Source organism: Roseibium sp. AWQ4_290, from assembly GCF_056160985.1.
The window spans coordinates 108256-127361 of sequence record NZ_JBSWYG010000014.1 but is presented as its reverse complement, the minus strand read 5'-3'; the positions used below and the strand labels follow the sequence as shown (position 1 = coordinate 127361).

The window sequence follows — 19106 nt, the reverse complement described above, 5'->3', positions numbered from 1 at the left end:
GTGCGACACGCTCCAGAATTTAAGGCAGGGCGTCAAAGCCTGCAGAAAATCCATTCAGCGAAATGGGGATACCAATGCCTTCTTCCGGCGTCTGGAAAATGATGAACGTGGCCTGTTTTCCGGATTTCAGCTTGGTCAGCAGGTCGTCTTCCAGAATAACCTCGGCGATACAGCCATTGGGCAGGCAGCGCACAAAGGCGGCGCGGCCGATATCGGCATTGTCGACCCTAAGCCCGAGCCCGGAGGGCAGCAGCACCCCGAGCGGGGCCAGCACCCGCAAGATGCGGGCCTGTTTGTCGGCAGTGCGCAGAATGATTACGGACAGACCAACATTTTCCCGGTCCGATGCGGTCACGTTCTGGATCAGGGCACATTGTTCGCTGCTTGCGCCCGGAGGCGTATCGCAGCGCATCTGCCAATCTCCATGGGTGGCCCGGACTTCGCCTTGCGCAAGGGCAGGAGAAATCCCGGGCGCGAAACTTCCAATCAGGAGGCCGGCAAGGGCGGCAAAGGTCGCGAGTGACAGGCTGAAACGTCCGCACCGGCGGGGCAGAAAGGACTGCGGCATATGAGTTGACAAGAAATCCTCCGGTCAATCGTGGTCCGATCCGGCAGCGCGGCGTCCGGTCGCAAATCGGACTGCTGTAGCGAATCATCAGGTAAATCCGGCCAGACAGTGCCGCATGATGACGCGCGATTCCAGTCTGCCGGGGGGCGGGTAAGACAATTAGCCCGCATTTTTGTCGAAAATCAGTGCGTCTTTGACATACCTCAAAAGGGGAAGTCCTTCTATGAATTGCGAAAAGTTGGAAATAACGTTGCGGCTTCTGCCGTCTTGTGGTTTTTGTGAGAAAGCACGTGCCGGTGGATGGATGCGGCAGATCGCCGCTCTTTCCCTATGTACCAATCGCCCTTTGTAGAGGTTTATGGTTATAGTCCGGTCACGAGGAGGATCCTGTCCGGATGGCGGCGCCAAAGTGAGGGGCGCGGCCATGTGAGGATCGAAAAGGCCTGGGAGGAACGGGCCGGATCGGCACACCGGATAAGGATGCATTTGCCGCGGGAGTGCGGTTGAGGGAAGGGAGCACAGACGTGAAGGCAGTCTTCAATCGTCTTATGACAGTGGCCGCAGCGGTGGCCGGAGCAGCCGGACTGAGCACAGCGGCCCTGGCCGCGGAATCCGGCATGACACCTTGGCAGCTTGGTTTTCAGAATTCCGTAACCGGGGTCATGGACGACATCACCTGGTTCAACGGCTTCACCCTTGTGATCATTACGGTTATCACGCTGTTTGTGCTGGCGCTGCTTCTGGTCTGCATCTTCCGCTTCAGCGCGAAGGCCAATCCGGTTCCGTCTCGCACCTCCCACAACACCATGATCGAGGTGGTCTGGACTGTTGCGCCGATCCTGATCCTGGTGGTGATCGCGATCCCGTCTTTCCGCCTTCTCTACAAGCAACTCGACATTCCCGAGTATGAGATGACGGTGAAGGCCACCGGCTACCAGTGGTACTGGGGGTTTGAATATACCGATGAAGGGATGGGGGAGCTTTATTTCGATTCCTACATGGTCGGCGATCCACAGGATGCCCAGGCCGATGAGGCAGCCCGGCGCGAAGTCGCCGAAAGTCGTGGGGTCCCCTTGAAGGAAGTGCCGCGGCTGCTCGCAGTCGACTATGATCTCGTGGTGCCGGTCGATACCACCGTGCGCTTGCAGGTGACTGCTGAAGATGTCATTCACGCCTTTGCCATGCCCTCCATGGGACTTAAGATCGACGCTATTCCCGGCCGTTTGAACGAAACCTGGTTCCGTGCGCGCGAGGAAGGCGTCTTCTACGGCCAGTGTTCGGAATTGTGCGGCGTGAACCACGCTTTCATGCCCATTGCAGTGCGTGTCGTGTCCAAGGAACAGTTCCAGACCTGGGCTGCTGCCGCACAAGACGATCTTGATACGGCGAACGAACAGCTGCTGGCTTCCATCAATGAGGCCAAGAGGCTTGCCGAAGGCAAGCGTGAGGAGATCTCTGTCGCCGCAAACTGATGCGGCGGCCGCAGGGTTAGGTTGTCAGCGCGCGATCGGACGCAGCGCTTAAAGGAACGGAAAGAGGGAGCCTCACATGGCTGCGAGCGAAGCACATGCTGTACATGACCATCCTTACGGGTGGCGCCGGTGGGTCTATTCGACCAACCACAAAGACATTGGCCTCATGTATCTTTTCTTTGCGATCTTTGCCGGGGTCGTGGGAGGTGCCTTGAGCGTCGGCATCCGGCTCGAACTGCAAGAGCCGGGCATGCAGTATTTCGCCAATGCCCACTATTTTAATGTGTTCACCACATCGCATGGTCTGATCATGATCTTTTTCATGGTCATGCCAGCCATGATCGGCGGCTATGCCAACTATTTCGTGCCGATCATGATCGGGGCGCCGGACATGGCCTTCCCGCGCATGAACAACATTTCCTTCTGGCTTCTGCCGCCTGCCTTCCTGCTGCTGATCCTGTCGCTCTTCGTGGAAGGGCCTCCGGGCAATAACGGTGTTGGCGGGGGCTGGACAATCTATCCGCCGCTGTCCACGTCGGGTCAGCCCGGGCCAGCCATGGATCTGGCGATCCTGTCGCTCCACGTGGCTGGTGCCTCGTCCATTCTGGGGGCGATCAACTTCATCACGACGATCTTCAACATGCGCGCACCGGGCATGACCTTGCACAAGATGCCGCTGTTCGCGTGGTCGGTTCTGATCACGGCTTTCCTGCTGCTTCTGTCGCTGCCGGTCCTGGCCGGGGCCATCACCATGCTGCTGACGGACCGCAATTTCGGTACTACGTTCTTCGCTCCTGAAGGCGGCGGCGACCCGATCCTGTTCCAGCACCTGTTCTGGTTCTTCGGCCATCCGGAAGTCTATATTCTGATCCTCCCGGGCTTCGGGATCGTCAGCCACATCATTTCCACTTTCTCGCGCAAGCCGATCTTCGGCTATCTGGGCATGGCCTATGCCATGGTTGCCATTGGCGTGGTCGGCTTCATCGTGTGGGCCCACCACATGTACACAGTTGGCATGTCCACCGAAACTCAGGCCTATTTCGTGGCCGCAACCATGGTGATCGCAGTGCCGACAGGGGTGAAAATCTTCTCCTGGATTGCGACCATGTGGGGCGGATCGATCGAGTTCAAAACCCCTATGGTCTGGGCCATCGGCTTTATCTTCCTGTTCACGGTCGGCGGGGTGACCGGTGTGCAGCTGGCCAATGCCGGTCTCGACCGGGCCTTCCATGACACCTATTACGTGGTGGCGCATTTCCACTACGTTCTGTCCCTGGGCGCGGTGTTTGCGATCTTTGCCGGCTGGTACTACTGGTTCCCGAAAATGTTCGGCTACATGTATAATGAGACGATCGGCAAGGCCCATTTCTGGATCACCTTCGTGGGCGTGAACCTGATCTTCTTCCCCCAGCACTTCCTGGGGCTCAACGGCATGCCCCGCCGCTATGCCGACTATCCCGATGCGCTCGCGGGCTGGAACTTCGTGTCTTCCATCGGGTCCTACATCTCCGCCTTTGCGGTTCTCGTGTTCCTGTTTGGTATTTTCGAAGCCTTTGCCAAGAAACGGGCTGTTGGCAACAACCCGTGGGGCGAGGGGGCGACGACCCTGGAATGGACCCTGTCGTCACCGCCTCCGTTCCACCAGTTTGAAACTCTGCCGCGGATCAAGTAAGTCGTTGCCTGGGAGCTGCTCCCGCTTTGAGACCGGACCCGCGCCAGCCCTGGCGCGGAGCCACCCTTAAGATCCTGCCCGGCAGCGCATTGGCGCGGACATCCGCTGCGTCTTGCCGGGGCAGACTGGAATGAAGGACATGCCCATGTCGCTCGCCGAGCGCCAGGAGTTGATGAGTGAAGACAGTGCCGCATGGAACGGCGGGATGGGATCGGTCGGCGACTATGTGGCGCTGCTGAAACCCCGGGTCATGTCCCTGGTGATCTTCACGGCCTTTGTGGGCCTGATGCTGGCCCCCGGGGAGCTGCATCCGGTGCTGGCAGGCGTGTCGATCCTGTGCATCGCCATTGGCGCAGGTGCGTCCGGTGCGTTGAACATGTGGTATGACGCCGATATCGACGAAGTGATGTCCCGAACCCGCACCCGGCCGATTCCGGCGGGGAAGGTCACGCCGGAAGAGGCGTTTGCTTTTGGCATGACCTTGTCCATCGGCTCTGTTGTAACGCTTGGGCTGCTGGTCAACTGGTTTGCAGGCGCGTTTCTGGCCTTCACGATTTTCTTCTATGTGGTGGTCTACACCATGTGGCTGAAACGCCTGACCCCGCAGAACATTGTCATTGGCGGGGCGGCCGGAGCCTTCCCTCCGATGATCGGCTGGGCATCCGTCACCGGCTCTGTCAGCCTGGAAAGCTTTGTCCTGTTTCTGATGATCTTCATGTGGACCCCGCCGCATTTCTGGGCGCTGGCGCTCTTTAAGAGCGGCGACTACCGGACCGCAGGGGTGCCGATGCTGCCGGTTGTGGCCGGAGAAACCAGCACGCGCCATCATATCCTGATCTATTCGCTAATTCTCGCGCCGGTGGGAGCCGCGCCGTATCTCTTGGGCTTTGCTGGCCCGGTTTACGGCCTGGCATCGGCCGCCTTGGGTGCAGCGTTTGTTGCTCTTGCTGCGGATGTCTGGCGCAAGCGGGACGGGGAGATTGCCCGCAAGGCGTGCGTCCGGCTTTTCAAATTCTCGCTATTTTACCTGTTCATGCTGTTCGCTCTGCTGTTGGGCGAAAGCCTGGTGACCGGGATCTGACGGCATGGCGGAGGAGGAGCAGGGCATCCGGTTGACCCCGGAACAGGAACAAAGACGCCGATCCAGATCTTTTGCGATTGCCCTCGTTCTGGTGGCGCTTGTGGTGTTGTTTTATGTGGTGACCATCGTCAAGCTGGGACCGGGCGTTATGGACAGGGCATTGTAAACCCAGGGAGGAGCGTGTGACGCACGAGCAGGACAGACCCGATATCGCCAGGAGCAACCGGAAGGTGGCTTTTGCCTGTGCGGGCATGTTTGTCTCGATGGTTGGCGCTGCCTATGCGGCTGTTCCCCTTTATGAACTGTTTTGCCGGGTCACCGGGTTTGGCGGCACCACGCAGGTGGCCGATAGCGCAAGCGATGTGGTTATCGACCGGAAAATCACCGTGCGCTTTGACGGCAACGTCAACCACGCCTTGCCCTGGCATTTCAAACCGGCGCAGCGCTCGCTCACCCTGAAAATGGGAGAGACGGCGCAGCTGGCCTATGTGGCCACCAATGACAGCGAAGAGACAACGGTCGGCACGTCGACCTTCAATGTCTGGCCGCCAACCGCTGGCGCCTATTTCAACAAGCTGGACTGTTTCTGTTTTACCGAACAGGAACTGGTTCCCGGCCAGAGCGTCGAAATGCCGGTCGTGTTTTTTGTCGACCCGGAGATGGACAAGGATCCCGAGCTGAAACATGTGCGGGAAATCACCCTATCCTATACGTTTTTCCCGGTCGAGGAGCCGGATCAACCCGTGGCAGCGCGCGCGCAGGCGCCCGGTGCCGGAACGAATTTATGAGGATTGCGCGCCGCGCGCTGAAACCGACCGTGTTGGGGGAGCTTACCAATGGCTGAGGCACATACCAAGAACCACGATTACCACCTTGTGGAGCCGAGTCCCTGGCCGTTTCTCGGCTCGGTCGGCGCGTTTGTTCTGGCAATTGGCGCCATCGCCTGGATGAAATATGCGGGCGGGGAATCCTTTGAACTGTTCAGCATTGATTTTGCCTCGGCTCGTTGGGGCTTGTTCGCCATCGGCCTGCTGATGGTACTCTATGTGATGTATGGCTGGTGGAGCGATACGATCAAGGAATCCCGGGAAGGGCATCACACCCGGGTGGTGTCTCTGCACCTGCGCTATGGCATGCTGTTGTTCATCGCCTCTGAGGTGATGTTCTTCGTGGCCTGGTTCTGGGCCTATTTTGATGCGGCCCTGTTTGCCGGAGAAGCGATCCAGTATAGCCGCGTCGAGGCGACCGGCGGGCAGTGGCCGCCGGAAGGCATTGCGACCTTCGATCCTTGGCATCTGCCGCTTTTGAACACGCTGATCCTCTTGTGCTCCGGTACGACGGTCACCTGGGCGCACCATGCCCTCTTGCATAATGACCGAGAAGGCCTGAAATGGGGGCTGACGCTCACCGTGCTGCTCGGCGTCCTGTTCTCGATCGTTCAGGGCTATGAATATGGCCACGCTGCCTTCTCCTTTGATGGCAACATCTATGGCGCCACCTTCTACATGGCGACGGGTTTCCATGGCTTCCATGTGATTGTCGGAACGATCTTCCTGCTGGTTTGCCTGTTCCGGGCCATGGGGGGGCAGTTCACCACGGAAAAGCATTTCGGTTTCGAGGCGGCGGCCTGGTACTGGCACTTTGTGGACGTGGTCTGGCTGTTCCTGTTTGTGGCGATCTATATCTGGGGCGCCGGGGCCCCGGCGCCGCATTAGGGGCCTGCCGTGATGATCTTGAGCGATTGACCATCGCATTTGCAAGCGCCCGGTCCAGTCAGCGGACCGGGCGTTTTGATATCAGTTTGCAAGAGGCCCAACGTGGAAGACAAGGCTCACTTTCCGCCGGTCAATCCGGTGCAGTCCGGTCTGACAGGCAAATGCCCCCGGTGCGGTCAGGGCAATTTGTTTGACGGGTTTTTGAGTGTCAGGCCAGCGTGCCCGGCCTGTGGCCTCGACAACAGTTTTGCAGATAGCGGTGATGGTCCTGCCGTCTTTGTCATCATGCTGGTGGGGTTTATCATTGTGGGGCTTGTTCTGTTCGTGGAACTGTCCTTCCAGCCGCCGGTCTGGGTACATCTGGTCTTGTGGCTGCCCTTGACGGTTGTTCTGGCAGCCGGTGTTCTGCGGCCCTTGAAAGGTCTGATGATTGCCCTGCAATTCAAGCATAAGGCCGAAGAAGGCCGACTGGACACGTCTGGCGGCAGTTGACAGGTTTGCTCCGGCGGCAAAACCGCCGTGCTTTGGAGGTTGCGCCTTGGACAACGGAACCGGGAAACCGGATCTGGAAAAATCGGCCCGCGCCGGGAAGCTGTTGCTGCCGGCTGTGGCGGCCGCAGCTGGTCTTGCCGTGCTGTTATCGCTCGGCAGCTGGCAACTGGACCGGCTGGCCTGGAAAACAGATTTGATTGCGCAGGTTGAAGCCGGGCTCTCCAGTCCTCCGCAGGCCGCTCCCGGCCCGGACGGCTGGGACAGTCTTGGACCTGAAGACGACTACCGGCATGTCAGACTGTCCGGTGCGTTTCTGCAAGGCACCGTCTTCTATTATACGGCACTGAGCAAACCGGCCGGCCCCCTGGGCGGGCCGGGCGTTCTGGTCTATGCGCCGTTCCGCACGGACAAGGGCTGGACGCTTCTGGTCAACAGGGGGTTTTTGCCCCAGGGCCAGCCCGGCCCCCTGGAGGCGGACGCAAGGGCAGCTGCCCTTGTGCCTCCGGCCGGGCCACAGGAGCTGACCGGTCTCCTGCGTTTGAGCGAAACCCCGAACTGGACCACCCCGGCACCGGATGCGGGGGACCGGCTCTGGTTTGCACGCGACACCAGCGCCATGGGCCGGTTTCTGGGGCTTGAGGCCACAGAGCTTGCGCCCTACAGCGTTGATCTGGACGCAGGTTTCACCCCGAAAGCCGGTTTGCCGCAAGCCGGAGAAACCATCGTCCGCTTCAAAAACGACCATCTTGGATACGCGCTGACCTGGTTCGGGCTGGCGGCGACCCTGGCCGGTGTGTTCCTGGCCTATACGGCCAGCGTGCTCTGGCCCCGCAACATGTCTGAGGGGATGGGGCAATGATCGTTCAAGCGTGTCTCAATGGCGCCCGCCCTTACGGCTATCATCCGGCCCTGCCGCTGAGCGTTGAAGCAATGGTTGCCGACGCCCGGGCCTGTGTGACAGCCGGAGCAGGTGAAGTGCATGTTCACCCCCGCAGCGAAACAGGCGCTGAAAGCCTTGTCGCTGTGGAGACCTTGATGGGGCCGCTACGCCAGGCATGTCCGGGCACGTTGATTGGTGTGTCGACCGGGGCCTGGATTGAAAACAGTAAACAAGCGACACGGGCCTGTATCGCAGGATGGCGCCAATGTCCGGACTATGCGTCCGTCAATCTCAACGAAGAGGATGCCCCGGCGGTTATGACGCTGTTGCGGAAGAAAGGCGTTGGTATTGAAGCCGGTCTTGCGTCAGTCGCGGATGCGGAACGGTTCGTGGCGCTGCCCGAATGCCATGAAGTGTTGCGGGTGCTTGTCGAGCTGGACGAGCAGGATATCGTCAAGGCGGAAACGGCTCTTGCGGGAATCGAGCAAATCTTGCAGGCCGCCGGGATGACCCGTCCCCTGCTGCTGCATGGATTTGATGACACCGTCTGGCACTTTGTCCGCCTTGCCAAGGCGAAAGGCTTCTCAACACGGGTCGGGCTTGAAGACGGAAAATTGCGCACAAACGGGCTGGTAGCCACAGACAATGCTGAACTTGTGGCGGACGCTGTGGCTCTTTTCAAATCAGTTCCTTAGGCAAAAAGGCCCAGGGGGCCTTTTCACACCAGCCAAGTCTGCCGGCCAGATAGCTTTTGAGCCAATCGCGTTCTATCGGAAGTCCCTTTCGCGGTCAGGCCTCCAAGAGGTCAACACAAAAGGGAAAACAGATTGACCCTGAAGAAACGCGGCGCGCTTTACCACCACAAGTGCGATCCAACGATGTCAGCGGGCAAAGCAGACCGGGCCCTCAGGTGATGGAAAGCAGCCCATCGGCAGCGTCGCTTCGCTTGCCCGATACACCGCATCGCGCTGCGCGAAGCGCCTTGCCGAAGGATCTGCTTTCCAGCATCAAATGGTGAAAGCGTGTCGCACGATGCTCTAGCCGAGGGCTTCCAGAATTGCGGCTGCGCCGGTTTTGGTGGCTTCGCCCGGTGTCTCTTCAACGGACAGAAAGGTCACTTCCCCGTCCTTTACGATCATGGCAAAGCGCTGGGACCGCAGGTGGCCGAAAATCGGCGCCGGGCCAAGACCAAGACCGATGGCTTCGACAAATTCTGCTGCTGCGTCGGACAGGAATATGACCTTGCCGCCGGCATTGGAGGCCTTTTCCCAGGCATCCATCACAAAGATGTCGTTCACGGACAGGACGGCGATAGTATCGACACCCTTTGCCTTCAGCGTTTCAGCGTGTTCCACGAAGCCAGGCAGGTGGTTCATGTGACAGGTCGGGGTAAACGCGCCCGGAACACCGAAGAGAACAACCGTCTTTCCGGCGGTCAGATCCGCCGTCGACAGCTCCCCGGGCCCATCGGCGGTCATGATCTTGAATGCCGCCTCCGGAAGACGGTCTCCAACCTTGATTGTCATAACGAATTTCCCTTTGCTGACTGACAGGCCCCTTCGTGGCCCGAACGACACATAGGGCTTCGGGGCGGCCCCGTCGAGTGAAGCTTGAATGAAATTGGTGCAATGGAGCGAAGGCGAGCGGCAACATGCTCTGTTATTTTGGCAGCCACTGGTCCTGAATGGGTTCCAGGTGTTCGACGGCCTGTCCGGCGGAGGACAGCACCAGCCTGAGGTCCCTGTCATCTGTTGCAAGACGCAGCCCCTTGGTGGAAAGCTGCCAGACGGCTTTGGTCCCGGCCCGTTCGGCCAGCTCCGGCAGGCCGATGTAAGACCCTTCCGGTCCAGCCGCAAAAAGCTCCGCATCCACGCCCGAAGCCACCGTTGCTGTAATCATCAGTTTGCCGGAGCCGTCTAGTGTAACGGAACTGATAGCAAGGTCGCCTGCCGGGGAAGGCACGGGAACAGCCGCAAGGTCCCGTGCGATCAGTTTGGCCGCCAGACGGTCCTTCGGGGCGCCGGGCGAAAAATCAAGCGACAGCCGGGCGTCGCCCGGCACGCAGATGTCCTTGCAGATGCCGAACAGAACCTCAAGGCTGAGATGCGTTGTTTCGGCCTCTCGGCCCGGTTGGATCCGGATCGGCAGCACGATGCCGTCATGATAGACAATCGACTGAGAAAAGCCGTCAAAATAACGCTCCGGTGCCGGGTAGAGAATATCCAGGCCGGTCATGTTTTCCGACCGGATGACCGAGAGCTGAGGCGGAACACCCGCTTCGCCCGGATAGCGCCAATAGGTGTGCCAGCCCGGGGCGAGCAGAAATTCCAGCCCGGCAAGATAGTGGCCATCTTCTATCGGCCCGGTGGAAATCAACCGGACCGCCCCGCCTGTAACCTCGACCCAATCGGTCATGTCAGCCCGGGCCGGGGTGAGGGGCAGCAGCAGGATAAAACATAGGATCTGGAACGCTGTTTTCATGGGGCCTCTGCTACACCAGTTTGACCCGGCCGTCATGGGGCTGGCTGCGACTGGACAGTCATTTCCTTGTGACGGCTTCGTTACAGCGCGAGCCTTGCCCAGGTGTTGCCGCTATGTGACAATCTTATGAGACGTGCTGCCGCAGCGTCTGTCATAGCCTGGCAGGAAAGGCAGGCGCCATTTTGCATAAGGTTCTGAAAAGGCACCGGGTCTCGCCTGTGCTCCCCATTGGCTTGTGCTGAGAACTGGGGCGGGCTGACCTCCGGGCTCCGGCAAACAGTCATTAACAAAGCGCCCCAAAGGCGGTATGCTTTTTTCCAGCGGCTTAAAGTCACGCGGTTTTGAGGTTTTTATGGTCGGAGCGGAAGAAACGGATACCCTCGAAGGTCAGTTTCTGATTGCCATGCCCAGCATGGCAGACAGCCGGTTTGAACATTCCGTCATCTACATGTGCTCCCATTCAGACCAGGGCGCCATGGGGCTGGTGGTCAACCAGGTGGCCCGCCACCTGTCGCTTGAAGAACTGCTCATTCAGCTCGACATTCTCAATGATGACTGCGCGATCCGGCTGCCAGATCATGTGCGCGGTATGAATGTGCACAAGGGCGGACCGGTGGAAGTGGAACGCGGCTTCGTGCTCCATAGCGATGATTTCACGGTCAATCAGTCGACGCTGCCCATCGACAATGGCATTTGCCTGACGGCGACCCTTGAGATCTTGCGGGCTCTCGCCCAAGGTGACGGTCCGGAAAACGCCATTCTGGCCCTTGGATATGCGGGCTGGGCGCCCGGCCAGCTTGAAAACGAAATCCAGTCCAATGGATGGCTCACGGCCCCGGCCGATCCGGACATCCTGTTTGACACGGAATTCAGCAGCAAATGGCACCGGGCTCTGGGGTCTTTGGGCATTGACCCGGCCATGCTCTATTCTGATGCAGGACACGCCTGAGCGATGGGGCTTTTCAGGTGCCGTTGCGAAACAGGTGTTTGGGTGGGGAAGGGCGTTCTCCTGTCCGTGAAGCCCTGTTTTGGCCAAAATCGGCTTGCGCTTGTGCTGCCGGGCGCGTAAGTCGCTTGGATGGCTTGGATTGTGCCAACGCCGCCGGGTTTGAATTCCCCCTGACCTTCTGTCTGCCTCTTCGGCCAGCACGGGTGAGGGCATCGCAAAAAGGAAGTTCAGGGTGAAATACAGCAGCACGCGAGGCGACGCACCGGTCCTGGAGTTTTCCGATGTTCTGCTGCAGGGACTTGCCCGTGATGGTGGCTTGTATCTGCCCGAAACCTGGCCGCACTTCGACGCGGACACAATCGCGTCTTTTGCCGGCAAGTCTTATGAAGCTGTTGCCTTCGAAGTGATCCGCCCCTTTGTCGGCGATGCCATTCCCGAAGCTGATCTGAAAACGATGATCGGAGAAGCCTATGGCGCGTTCCGCCATCCTGCGGTGACACCGCTGGTTCAGACGGGCCCTAACAGCTTTATTCTGGAACTTTTCCACGGCCCGACGCTGGCCTTCAAGGATGTGGCCATGCAGCTTCTCGGCCGCATGATGGATTATGTCCTGACCAAGCGGGGCTTGAGGGCGACCATCGTCGGGGCGACGTCCGGCGATACCGGCGGAGCGGCCATTGAAGCATTCCGGGGCCGGGAGCGGACCGATATCTTCATTCTGTTTCCGGATGGCCGGGTCTCAAACGTGCAGCGCCGTCAGATGACCACGCCAACGGAGGCCAACGTCCACGCGCTTGCCCTGACCGGGAACTTTGACGATTGTCAGGCAATCGTCAAAGGCATGTTCAATCACTTTACGTTCCGCGACCGGGTGGCCCTGTCAGGGGTCAATTCAATCAACTGGGCGCGGATATTGGCACAGATCGTCTATTATTTCGTGGCAGGTGCCGCACTGGGCGCCCCGTACCGGAAGGTGTCCTTCACGGTGCCGACAGGCAATTTCGGAGATATTTTCGCGGGCTACGCCGCCATGAAAATGGGCCTGCCGGTCGAAAAGCTGGTCGTGGCGACCAATGTGAACGACATTCTGGCGCGCACCCTGGAAACGGGCCGCTACGAAAAACGCGGTGTTACGCCGACCATTTCTCCGTCCATGGACATTCAGGTCTCCTCCAACTTCGAACGGCTTCTGGCAGAAGTCTGCGGCCGGGACGGGGAGGCCGTGCGCCGGATGATGAACCAGTTGCAGCAATCGGGCAGCTTCAAAATTGACGAAGGCCCGCTGGCGGAGATGGGCCGTCATTTTGGCGCCGGGCGCTGTGACGAGGCTCAGACGGCTGCGACAATTGCAGAAACCTTCGCAGAAGCGGGATATCTGCTCGATCCGCACACGGCAATCGGGGTGCATGTGGCCAAGGAACATGACGACGGCACCGTGCCGATGGTGGTTCTGGGAACGGCCCATCCAGCTAAATTTCCCGATGCGGTTGAAAAAGCCTCTGGACTGCGTCCAGAATTGCCTGACAATTTGAAAGACATGATGAGCGCGGAGGAGCGCCAGCAGGTATTGGCGGCAGAACTCGACGTGGTGGAGCGATATATCGAAGATCACGCCCGGGCCGTCACTGCCGGGGTGTAGCTATATGAAAGTACAAACAACTGTCCTGGAAAACGGGATGACGGTCGTCACCGACCGGATGCCGAGCTTGAAAACAGCCGCTCTTGGGGTCTGGGTGCGCACCGGCTCGCGCGCGGAAACCGTGCAGCAGAACGGCATCACGCATCTTCTGGAGCACATGGCTTTCAAGGGGACCAAGACCCGGACCGCCCGGGGCATCGCCGAGGAAATCGAGGCGGTGGGTGGTGAGCTCAACGCCTCCACCAGCATCGAGCACACCAATTATTATGCCCGGATCCTGGCGGAAGACATGCCGCTGGCGGTGGATCTTCTTTCAGACATTCTGCAGAATTCGACCTTCGATGCCCAGGAACTGACCCGCGAACAGCATGTCATCCTGCAGGAAATCGGGGCGGCCAATGATTCTCCGGACGATCAGGCCTTTGATCTGTTCCAGGAAGCCGCCTGGCCGGACCAGGCGATTGGACGGCCGATCCTGGGCACGCCGCAAACCGTCAAGGGTTTTGACCGCACTGCGCTGAATGCCTATCTGGCGGAGCGCTACCGGGCTCCGGATATGGTGCTGGCAGCGGCCGGGGCCGTCGATCACGACGCGCTTGTGGCCATGGCCCGGGAAAAATTCGGCGGCTTCAGTTCGGAAGCGGCGGCGCCCGATGCGTCCGCCCACTATTGCGGTGGCCAGACCCTGCGCAACAAGGACCTGATGGAAGCACAGGTGCTGATGGGCTTTGAAGGCCAGCCTTACAAGTCCAGCGACTATTATGCGATCCAGATCCTGGCCTCGGTCCTGGGCGGGGGCATGTCGTCCCGCCTCTTCCAGGAAATCCGGGAAAAGCATGGGTTGTGCTACGCGATTTACAGCTTCCACTGGGCCTTTTCCGACACGGGCCTGTTCGGCGTGCATGCGGCCACCAGCCATGATGATCTGGCTGCTTTGATGCCGATGATTGCCGATGAGCTGGTTGCCGCCTCCCAAACCATCTCCGAGGACGAGGTTGCCCGCTCCCGGGCCCAGATCCGGGCCGGACTGATGATGGCCATGGAAAGCCCTGCGGCTAGGGCTGGTCAGATTGCGCGGCAGATCTTGGTGCACGGCAGGGTACTTGGTCCGGACGAAATTTCAGGTAAGATTGAAGCAGTTACGCCGGAGGATATCCGCAGGGTTGCAGCCGAGACCTTTGTCGGGACGAAGCCTACGCTGACCGCAATTGGACCTGTGGACGGTATCATGACGGCGGACGAACTGGCAGGAAGATTGGAGCAGGGCCCTGTCTTGAGGGCAGCCTCCTTGTAACGTCGTGGGAGTTGGGCATGGCATTGCTACGGCCGGGAACATCGCCTGATGCCGAGCTGCAGATTGAGGCGGGGGCGTATTATTTGCGCCCTCCGATCATGTCCGACTTCAGAGCCTGGTCCGATCTGCGCGGGGAAAGCCGGGCGTTTCTGAAACCCTGGGAGCCCCTGTGGCCGTCGGATGATCTGACCAAGTCCGGCTTCCGCCGCCGCCTGCGCCGCTATGCACGCGACCGCAAGGAGGGCCGCAGCCTGACCTTTCTCCTGTTCCGCTCCCGGACCGACGAACTCCTGGGCGGCTTGACCTTGAGCAACATCCGCCGCGGCGTGAGTCAGACTGCAACTTTAGGTTATTGGATGGGCGAGCGCTATGCGGGAAAAGGCCATATGTCCGCAGCGGTCGCCATGATACTGCCATTTTGTTTCGACGTTTTGAATCTCCATCGCATTGAGGCGGCCTGCCTTCCAGTCAACGGGCCGTCTATTCGTTTGCTCGAAAATGCAGGGTTTCAACGGGAAGGCTATGCGCGGAACTATCTGCTCATCAACGGCAGCTGGCAGGACCACCTGCTGTTTGCCTGTCTGGCGGAGGATCACGCAGCGCTCACCGGGAGGATAAGCCCGAGTGTTGAGGGTATCTTGAAAGAATTCTTGTGACATGTGTTCCAACCCGGTAGTTCTTCGCTTCATGTCGATTTTGATACCGGACCCGAAAAACAGCGTGATCAATCGTCTCGTTTTTGCCCTGTGCATGCTTGTCAGTCTGCTCGCCGCCATTCCGGCGCAAGCGCTGGAGCCGATCCCCGTTCCGATTGATATCGAGGCGCTCGATATTACAAGCGCCATTGAAATGCACCGGGATGCGGGCACCCGCCTTCAGATCTCCACCGCACCGGGAGCCGATGGCATTGTGCGCCGGATCGAGGTGCCCTCGCTGGACGGCACCAATACGAACTGGGCCGCCTTTGCGCTGGCCAATACCAGTGACGAACAGATCGACCGCCTGATCGTGGCCCCCAACTACATGCTGGTGGGCTCCAAGATCTTCTGGCCGGATCTGGGCTCGTCGCGCATTGCCGCCATAACACCCAGCCAGGGCATTGCGCCGGTGCGCCAGAAAAGCCTGGAGGCAGATGTCTTTCTGGTCACGCTGGACCCGGGGTCCGTGGTCACTTTCGTGGCCGAGCTGACCACGCCGAATTTGCCTGAAGTCCGCATCTGGGAACCGGATGTCTACAAGGAAACCGTGAACGCCTATACGCTCTACCGGGGCATTATTCTGGGCATTTCCGGCCTGCTGGCCCTGTTCCTGACCATCTTGTTTGTGGTCAAGGGAACGGTCATGTTTCCCGCAACGGCGGCGCTGGCCTGGTCCGTTCTTGCGTATTTGTGCATTGATTTCGGCTTCTGGGGCCTGGTCTTCAATCTGGATGGTGGCGGCAGCCAGCTGGCGAGGGCTTGCGCCGAAGTCATGCTCGCAGCCAGTCTGATCATCTTTCTCTATGCCTATCTCAATCTCAACCGCTGGAACATCCACTATTCCCATCTGGCGCTGACAACCCTGATCCTGATCCTCGGCCTTCTGGGTGTGGCGGTCTGGGACCCGTCGATTGCAGCCGGGATTGCCCGTCTCTCCCTGGGGGTGATCGGAGCGCTCGGCTTTGTCATCATTGCGGTCCTGGCCTTCCAGCACTACGACCGGGCGATCTTGTTGATCCCGACCTGGAGTCTCCTGATCGCCTGGCTGATCGGCTCGGCCATGACAGTGACGGGCTATCTGTCCAACGACATTGTCCAGCCTGCGCTTGGTGGTGGTCTTGTTCTGATCGTTCTTCTGATCGGCTTTACGGTGATGCAGCATGCTTTTGCCGGCGGGGCGATTACCCAAGGCATCATTTCCGATGTAGAGCGCAAGGCCCTGGCCATGACCGGGTCGGGCGATATCATCTGGGACTGGGACATCGACCGGGACCGGGTGACCACCGGCAACGAAGTCGAGGAACTGTTGAGCCTCAGGCGCGGGGCACTGGAAGGTCCGGCGCGGGACTGGCTTGATGTGCTGCATCCGCAGGACCGGGACCGGTTCAGGGCTACGCTGGACGCAGTTATCGATCAGCGCCGGGGCAAGGTCATGCAGACTTTCCGGCTCCGGTCCGAAGACGGGCATTTCCGCTGGTTCCGACTGCGCGCCCGGCCGATCATCGGGTCCGACGGCGAGGTGATCCGCTGCGTGGGCACGCTGCTGGATGTTACCGAGGAGCGCACAGCCGAAGAACGTCTTCTGCATGACGCGGTTCATGACAATCTGACAGGTCTGCCCAACAGGGAACTGTTTGTCGACCGGCTGCGCACCAGTGTTGTGCGGGCCAAGGCGGAAGAGACGACCAAGCCGACCCTTCTGGTGCTCAATCTGGACCGATTCAAACAGGTCAATGACAGCATTGGCCTTTCTGCAGGGGACAGCATTTTGCTGACCGTGGCCCGCAGGCTCGGCCGCCTGATCGGCCAGCAGGACACGCTTGGCCGCCTGTCCGGCGACCAATATGGCCTTGTACTTTTGTCCGAACAGGAGCCGGACCGCATTGTTTCGCTGGCCGATGCTCTTCGGAAGGCTGTGCGTGCGCCCATCACCTTCGGGGACCGGGAGATCTTTCTGACCTGTTCCGTCGGAATCGCCTTTTTCGAAGGCGGCAAGCAGGCCGTTGAGGACATGCTCACCAATGCGGAGATTTCCCTCAACCACGCCAAACGGCTGGGCGGAGACCGCCAGGAAGTGTTCCGTCCGATCCTGCGGCCGCTGGACAAGAATATTGTCGATCTGGAATCGGATCTGCGCGAGGCGATCAAGAAGGAGACACTCGGGGTCTATTTCCAGCCGATCATCCGCCTGCAGGACCAGTCCATTGCGGGTTATGAAGTGCTGGCCCGCTGGAACCATCCAAAGCGGGGCAAGATTTCGCCCTCCGAATTCATTCCGATTGCCGAGCAGTCCGGCCTGATCAATGAATTGGGCATGTATATGCTGGACAAGGGCGCTCAGCAGCTTGCCCTCTGGCAGCGGGAATTCCCGATGCCTCGGCCGCTCTTTGCTTCTGTCAACCTGTCGTCGCGGCAACTCCTGAAACAGGACCTCATCAACGATGTGAAGGCAGTTCTTTCGAGGACCTCGCTGGAGCCAGGCACGTTGAAGCTGGAGCTGACCGAGTCTCTGGTCATGTCCAACCCGGAATATTCGGCTAAGGTGCTGGAGCGGCTGCGCGGTCTGGGGGCAGGACTTTCGCTGGACGATTTCGGCACCGGCCATTCCTCGCTGTCCTACCTTCAGCGCTTTCCGTTCGATACGATCAAGATCGACCAGTCTTTTGTCAAACCCAATGGTTCTGCCGCGCGGCCGGTCCTCTTGCGGACCATCGTGGCCATGGGGCATGACCTTGGCATGTCAGTGGTGGCGGAAGGGGCGGAAAGCGAGACCGACGCGCTGGAGCTTTACCAGATCGGTTGTGAATACGCTCAGGGTTTCTTCTTCGGGGAAGCCGTCTCAGCGGCAGAGGCAACCAAATTGCTGCGCAAGATGCCAGCTCAGACGGAAACCGCTTAGCGCACGGGGCTCTATAGCATCGTGCGATAACTGGGGGGATGGCCTGCCGGGTGTGCGTCAGGGCACCAGAACGGGAACAGTCTTGCTGCTCTGGCGGATGTCCAGAGGCGTTGCGCCGAAGGGATCTCCGTCGACCTGGGCAGCCACGTGGCCTGAGGATCTGATCGTCGCTCTGGTAAACGGTTTTACGACCGCACCGCGCGCCTTGTGGATGCGGCCCATCAGCAGCGCCAGCCCGTAGCGCATGGACGACCACGGGTCGTCCTTTTCCAGAACCAGCATGTGCAGCCCCGGGTCGGTGGCGCCGCCCGGGCAAATGACAAACGGGCCACCATAGTGGCGGGCATTGCTGGCCACGGCGAATTTGCCGGACAGGGTCTCGCCATCCAGTGTGACCTCCAGCGGCGTCGCCTTGCGGGAAAAGCCCGTCTTGAACGCCGTTATAACATAGGCCAGTTTGCCCAGCTTGCGTTTGAGGGCAAGTGGCACGGCATGCACGACCTCTGCGTCAAAGCCGGTGGAGGCCATCAGCACAAAGGGATGGCCATTTGCGAGCCCGAAATGCAGCGGCTTTGTTTTTTGCTGCGCGATCATGTCTGCAATGGCACGGGGTGTGCGCGGCAGGCCAAGTTCCAGCGCCAGCACATTGGCGGTTCCAAATGGGATCACCGCAAGCTGGGGCGGTGTGGGGTGGGTCTGAAAGCCGTTCAGGGCCTCGTTGATCGAGCCGTCCCCGCCGGCGACGACCAGGGTTTTCACTCTGGGGGAGAGATCGGCACAGACTTCACCGATTTCACCGGCATGACTGGTCAGCTTGATCTGGGTGCGGAACCCGTGATCTTCCAGCCGTATGCGCACATTGTCCAGAAAGCCGGGCTTGTATCCGCCGGATGTCGGATTGGCCATGATCAGCACATCGCCGACGATATCCTGGGCGGCTGAACGTGGCGAAACCGGAGCGGACCACCAGAAAACTCTCACGTATTTTCCTTCATGTAGCACAGGCCGGTGCTGAAGCCCTTGGGACGCTTTATACGCCTGTCTGATCCAACGTGGAACCGGACTGCCGGGACGCCCCGGCAGCACAAACAGCGGCAAATGCAAGCTCTATAAAGGAAAAGACGGAAAAGGGCGAGCTTGAAGCCTGGGTGCCGAACCTGACCGGCCCGTTTCAGCGGAACGGCAGCGTTGCGTCGCTGGCCCGGTACAGCGCATCGCGCTGCGCGAAGCGCCTTGCCGAAGGATCTGCTTTCCAGCATCAAATGG

18 protein-coding genes are annotated in these 19106 nt (G+C 59.8%); 14 read left to right on the top strand and 4 right to left on the bottom strand.

Annotated elements, in window-relative coordinates:
- Nucleotides 1-19: 19 nt before the first annotated feature.
- Entirely contained in the window at nt 20-568 is a 549-nt protein-coding gene (locus ACXAH0_RS15510; RefSeq protein ID WP_475179219.1) for an invasion associated locus B family protein, read from the bottom strand.
- A gap of 524 nt (nt 569-1092) precedes the next feature.
- Here ACXAH0_RS15510 and coxB point away from each other — a divergent pair.
- The 9 genes from coxB to ACXAH0_RS15465 all read left to right on the top strand — a co-directional run bounded on the left by coxB (nt 1093) and on the right by ACXAH0_RS15465 (nt 8575).
- Nucleotides 1093-2040 carry a cytochrome c oxidase subunit II gene (gene coxB / locus ACXAH0_RS15505; RefSeq protein ID WP_475192605.1) on the top strand — a complete coding sequence of 316 codons (948 nt, stop codon included), beginning with the start codon at nt 1093-1095 and terminating at the stop codon, nt 2038-2040.
- Nucleotides 2041-2116: 76 nt separating this feature from the next.
- Entirely contained in the window at nt 2117-3712 is a 1596-nt protein-coding gene (gene ctaD / locus ACXAH0_RS15500) for a cytochrome c oxidase subunit I (RefSeq protein WP_475179073.1), read from the top strand.
- Between the two features lie 139 nt (nt 3713-3851).
- Nucleotides 3852-4793, top strand: a complete 942-nt coding sequence (locus ACXAH0_RS15495; RefSeq protein WP_475192660.1) for a heme o synthase — start codon at nt 3852-3854, stop codon at nt 4791-4793.
- Between the two features lie 4 nt (nt 4794-4797).
- Nucleotides 4798-4959 carry a hypothetical protein gene (locus tag ACXAH0_RS15490; RefSeq protein ID WP_475179071.1) on the top strand — a complete coding sequence of 54 codons (162 nt, stop codon included), beginning with the start codon at nt 4798-4800 and terminating at the stop codon, nt 4957-4959.
- 16 nt (nt 4960-4975) lie between these two features.
- On the top strand, nt 4976-5581 hold the full coding sequence (locus ACXAH0_RS15485) for a cytochrome c oxidase assembly protein (RefSeq protein WP_475179067.1): 606 nt from the start codon (nt 4976-4978) through the stop codon (nt 5579-5581).
- A 48-nt stretch (nt 5582-5629) separates the two neighbouring features.
- Nucleotides 5630-6508, top strand: coding sequence for a cytochrome c oxidase subunit 3 (locus ACXAH0_RS15480; protein WP_475179064.1), 879 nt, complete (start codon nt 5630-5632; stop codon nt 6506-6508).
- Between the two features lie 102 nt (nt 6509-6610).
- Complete coding sequence (locus ACXAH0_RS15475) at nt 6611-7000, top strand: DUF983 domain-containing protein (protein ID WP_475179061.1); 390 nt, start codon at nt 6611-6613, stop codon at nt 6998-7000.
- 46 nt (nt 7001-7046) lie between these two features.
- Nucleotides 7047-7859, top strand: coding sequence for an SURF1 family protein (locus tag ACXAH0_RS15470; protein WP_475192603.1), 813 nt, complete (start codon nt 7047-7049; stop codon nt 7857-7859).
- Nucleotides 7856-8575, top strand: a complete 720-nt coding sequence (locus ACXAH0_RS15465) for a 3-keto-5-aminohexanoate cleavage protein (protein WP_475192602.1) — start codon at nt 7856-7858, stop codon at nt 8573-8575. The genes ACXAH0_RS15470 and ACXAH0_RS15465 overlap by 4 nt, the downstream gene beginning before the upstream one ends.
- 342 nt (nt 8576-8917) lie before the next feature.
- Here the strand turns inward: ACXAH0_RS15465 and ACXAH0_RS15460 are convergent, their stop codons facing one another.
- Both ACXAH0_RS15460 and ACXAH0_RS15455 read right to left on the bottom strand, forming a co-directional pair.
- Nucleotides 8918-9406 (bottom strand): redoxin family protein, encoded by a 489-nt coding sequence (locus ACXAH0_RS15460; protein WP_475179052.1) that lies wholly within the window; start codon nt 9404-9406, stop codon nt 8918-8920.
- Nucleotides 9407-9539: 133 nt separating this feature from the next.
- A complete protein-coding gene (locus ACXAH0_RS15455; protein WP_475192599.1) occupies nt 9540-10361 on the bottom strand; it encodes a protein-disulfide reductase DsbD domain-containing protein in 822 nt (273 codons plus the stop codon).
- Between the two features lie 352 nt (nt 10362-10713).
- On the opposite strand from ACXAH0_RS15455, the gene ACXAH0_RS15450 reads away from it, so the two are divergent.
- From ACXAH0_RS15450 to ACXAH0_RS15430, 5 genes are all read left to right on the top strand, one after another.
- The gene (locus ACXAH0_RS15450; protein WP_475192596.1) at nt 10714-11310 is read left to right on the top strand and encodes a YqgE/AlgH family protein; all 597 of its coding nucleotides are present in this window, start codon (nt 10714-10716) and stop codon (nt 11308-11310) included.
- A gap of 232 nt (nt 11311-11542) precedes the next feature.
- The gene (gene thrC / locus ACXAH0_RS15445; RefSeq protein ID WP_475179039.1) at nt 11543-12949 is read left to right on the top strand and encodes a threonine synthase; all 1407 of its coding nucleotides are present in this window, start codon (nt 11543-11545) and stop codon (nt 12947-12949) included.
- Between the two features lie 4 nt (nt 12950-12953).
- Nucleotides 12954-14243, top strand: a complete 1290-nt coding sequence (locus ACXAH0_RS15440; protein ID WP_475179037.1) for a M16 family metallopeptidase — start codon at nt 12954-12956, stop codon at nt 14241-14243.
- Between the two features lie 17 nt (nt 14244-14260).
- Nucleotides 14261-14899: a GNAT family N-acetyltransferase gene (locus ACXAH0_RS15435; protein WP_475179033.1), complete on the top strand. Its 639-nt coding sequence runs from the start codon at nt 14261-14263 to the stop codon at nt 14897-14899.
- Between the two features lie 31 nt (nt 14900-14930).
- On the top strand, nt 14931-17840 hold the full coding sequence (locus ACXAH0_RS15430) for an EAL domain-containing protein (RefSeq protein ID WP_475192594.1): 2910 nt from the start codon (nt 14931-14933) through the stop codon (nt 17838-17840).
- Between the two features lie 57 nt (nt 17841-17897).
- On the opposite strand, the gene ACXAH0_RS15425 is transcribed toward ACXAH0_RS15430, so the two are convergent.
- Nucleotides 17898-18821 (bottom strand): diacylglycerol/lipid kinase family protein, encoded by a 924-nt coding sequence (locus ACXAH0_RS15425; protein WP_475179026.1) that lies wholly within the window; start codon nt 18819-18821, stop codon nt 17898-17900.
- Nucleotides 18822-19106: the final 285 nt, after the last annotated feature.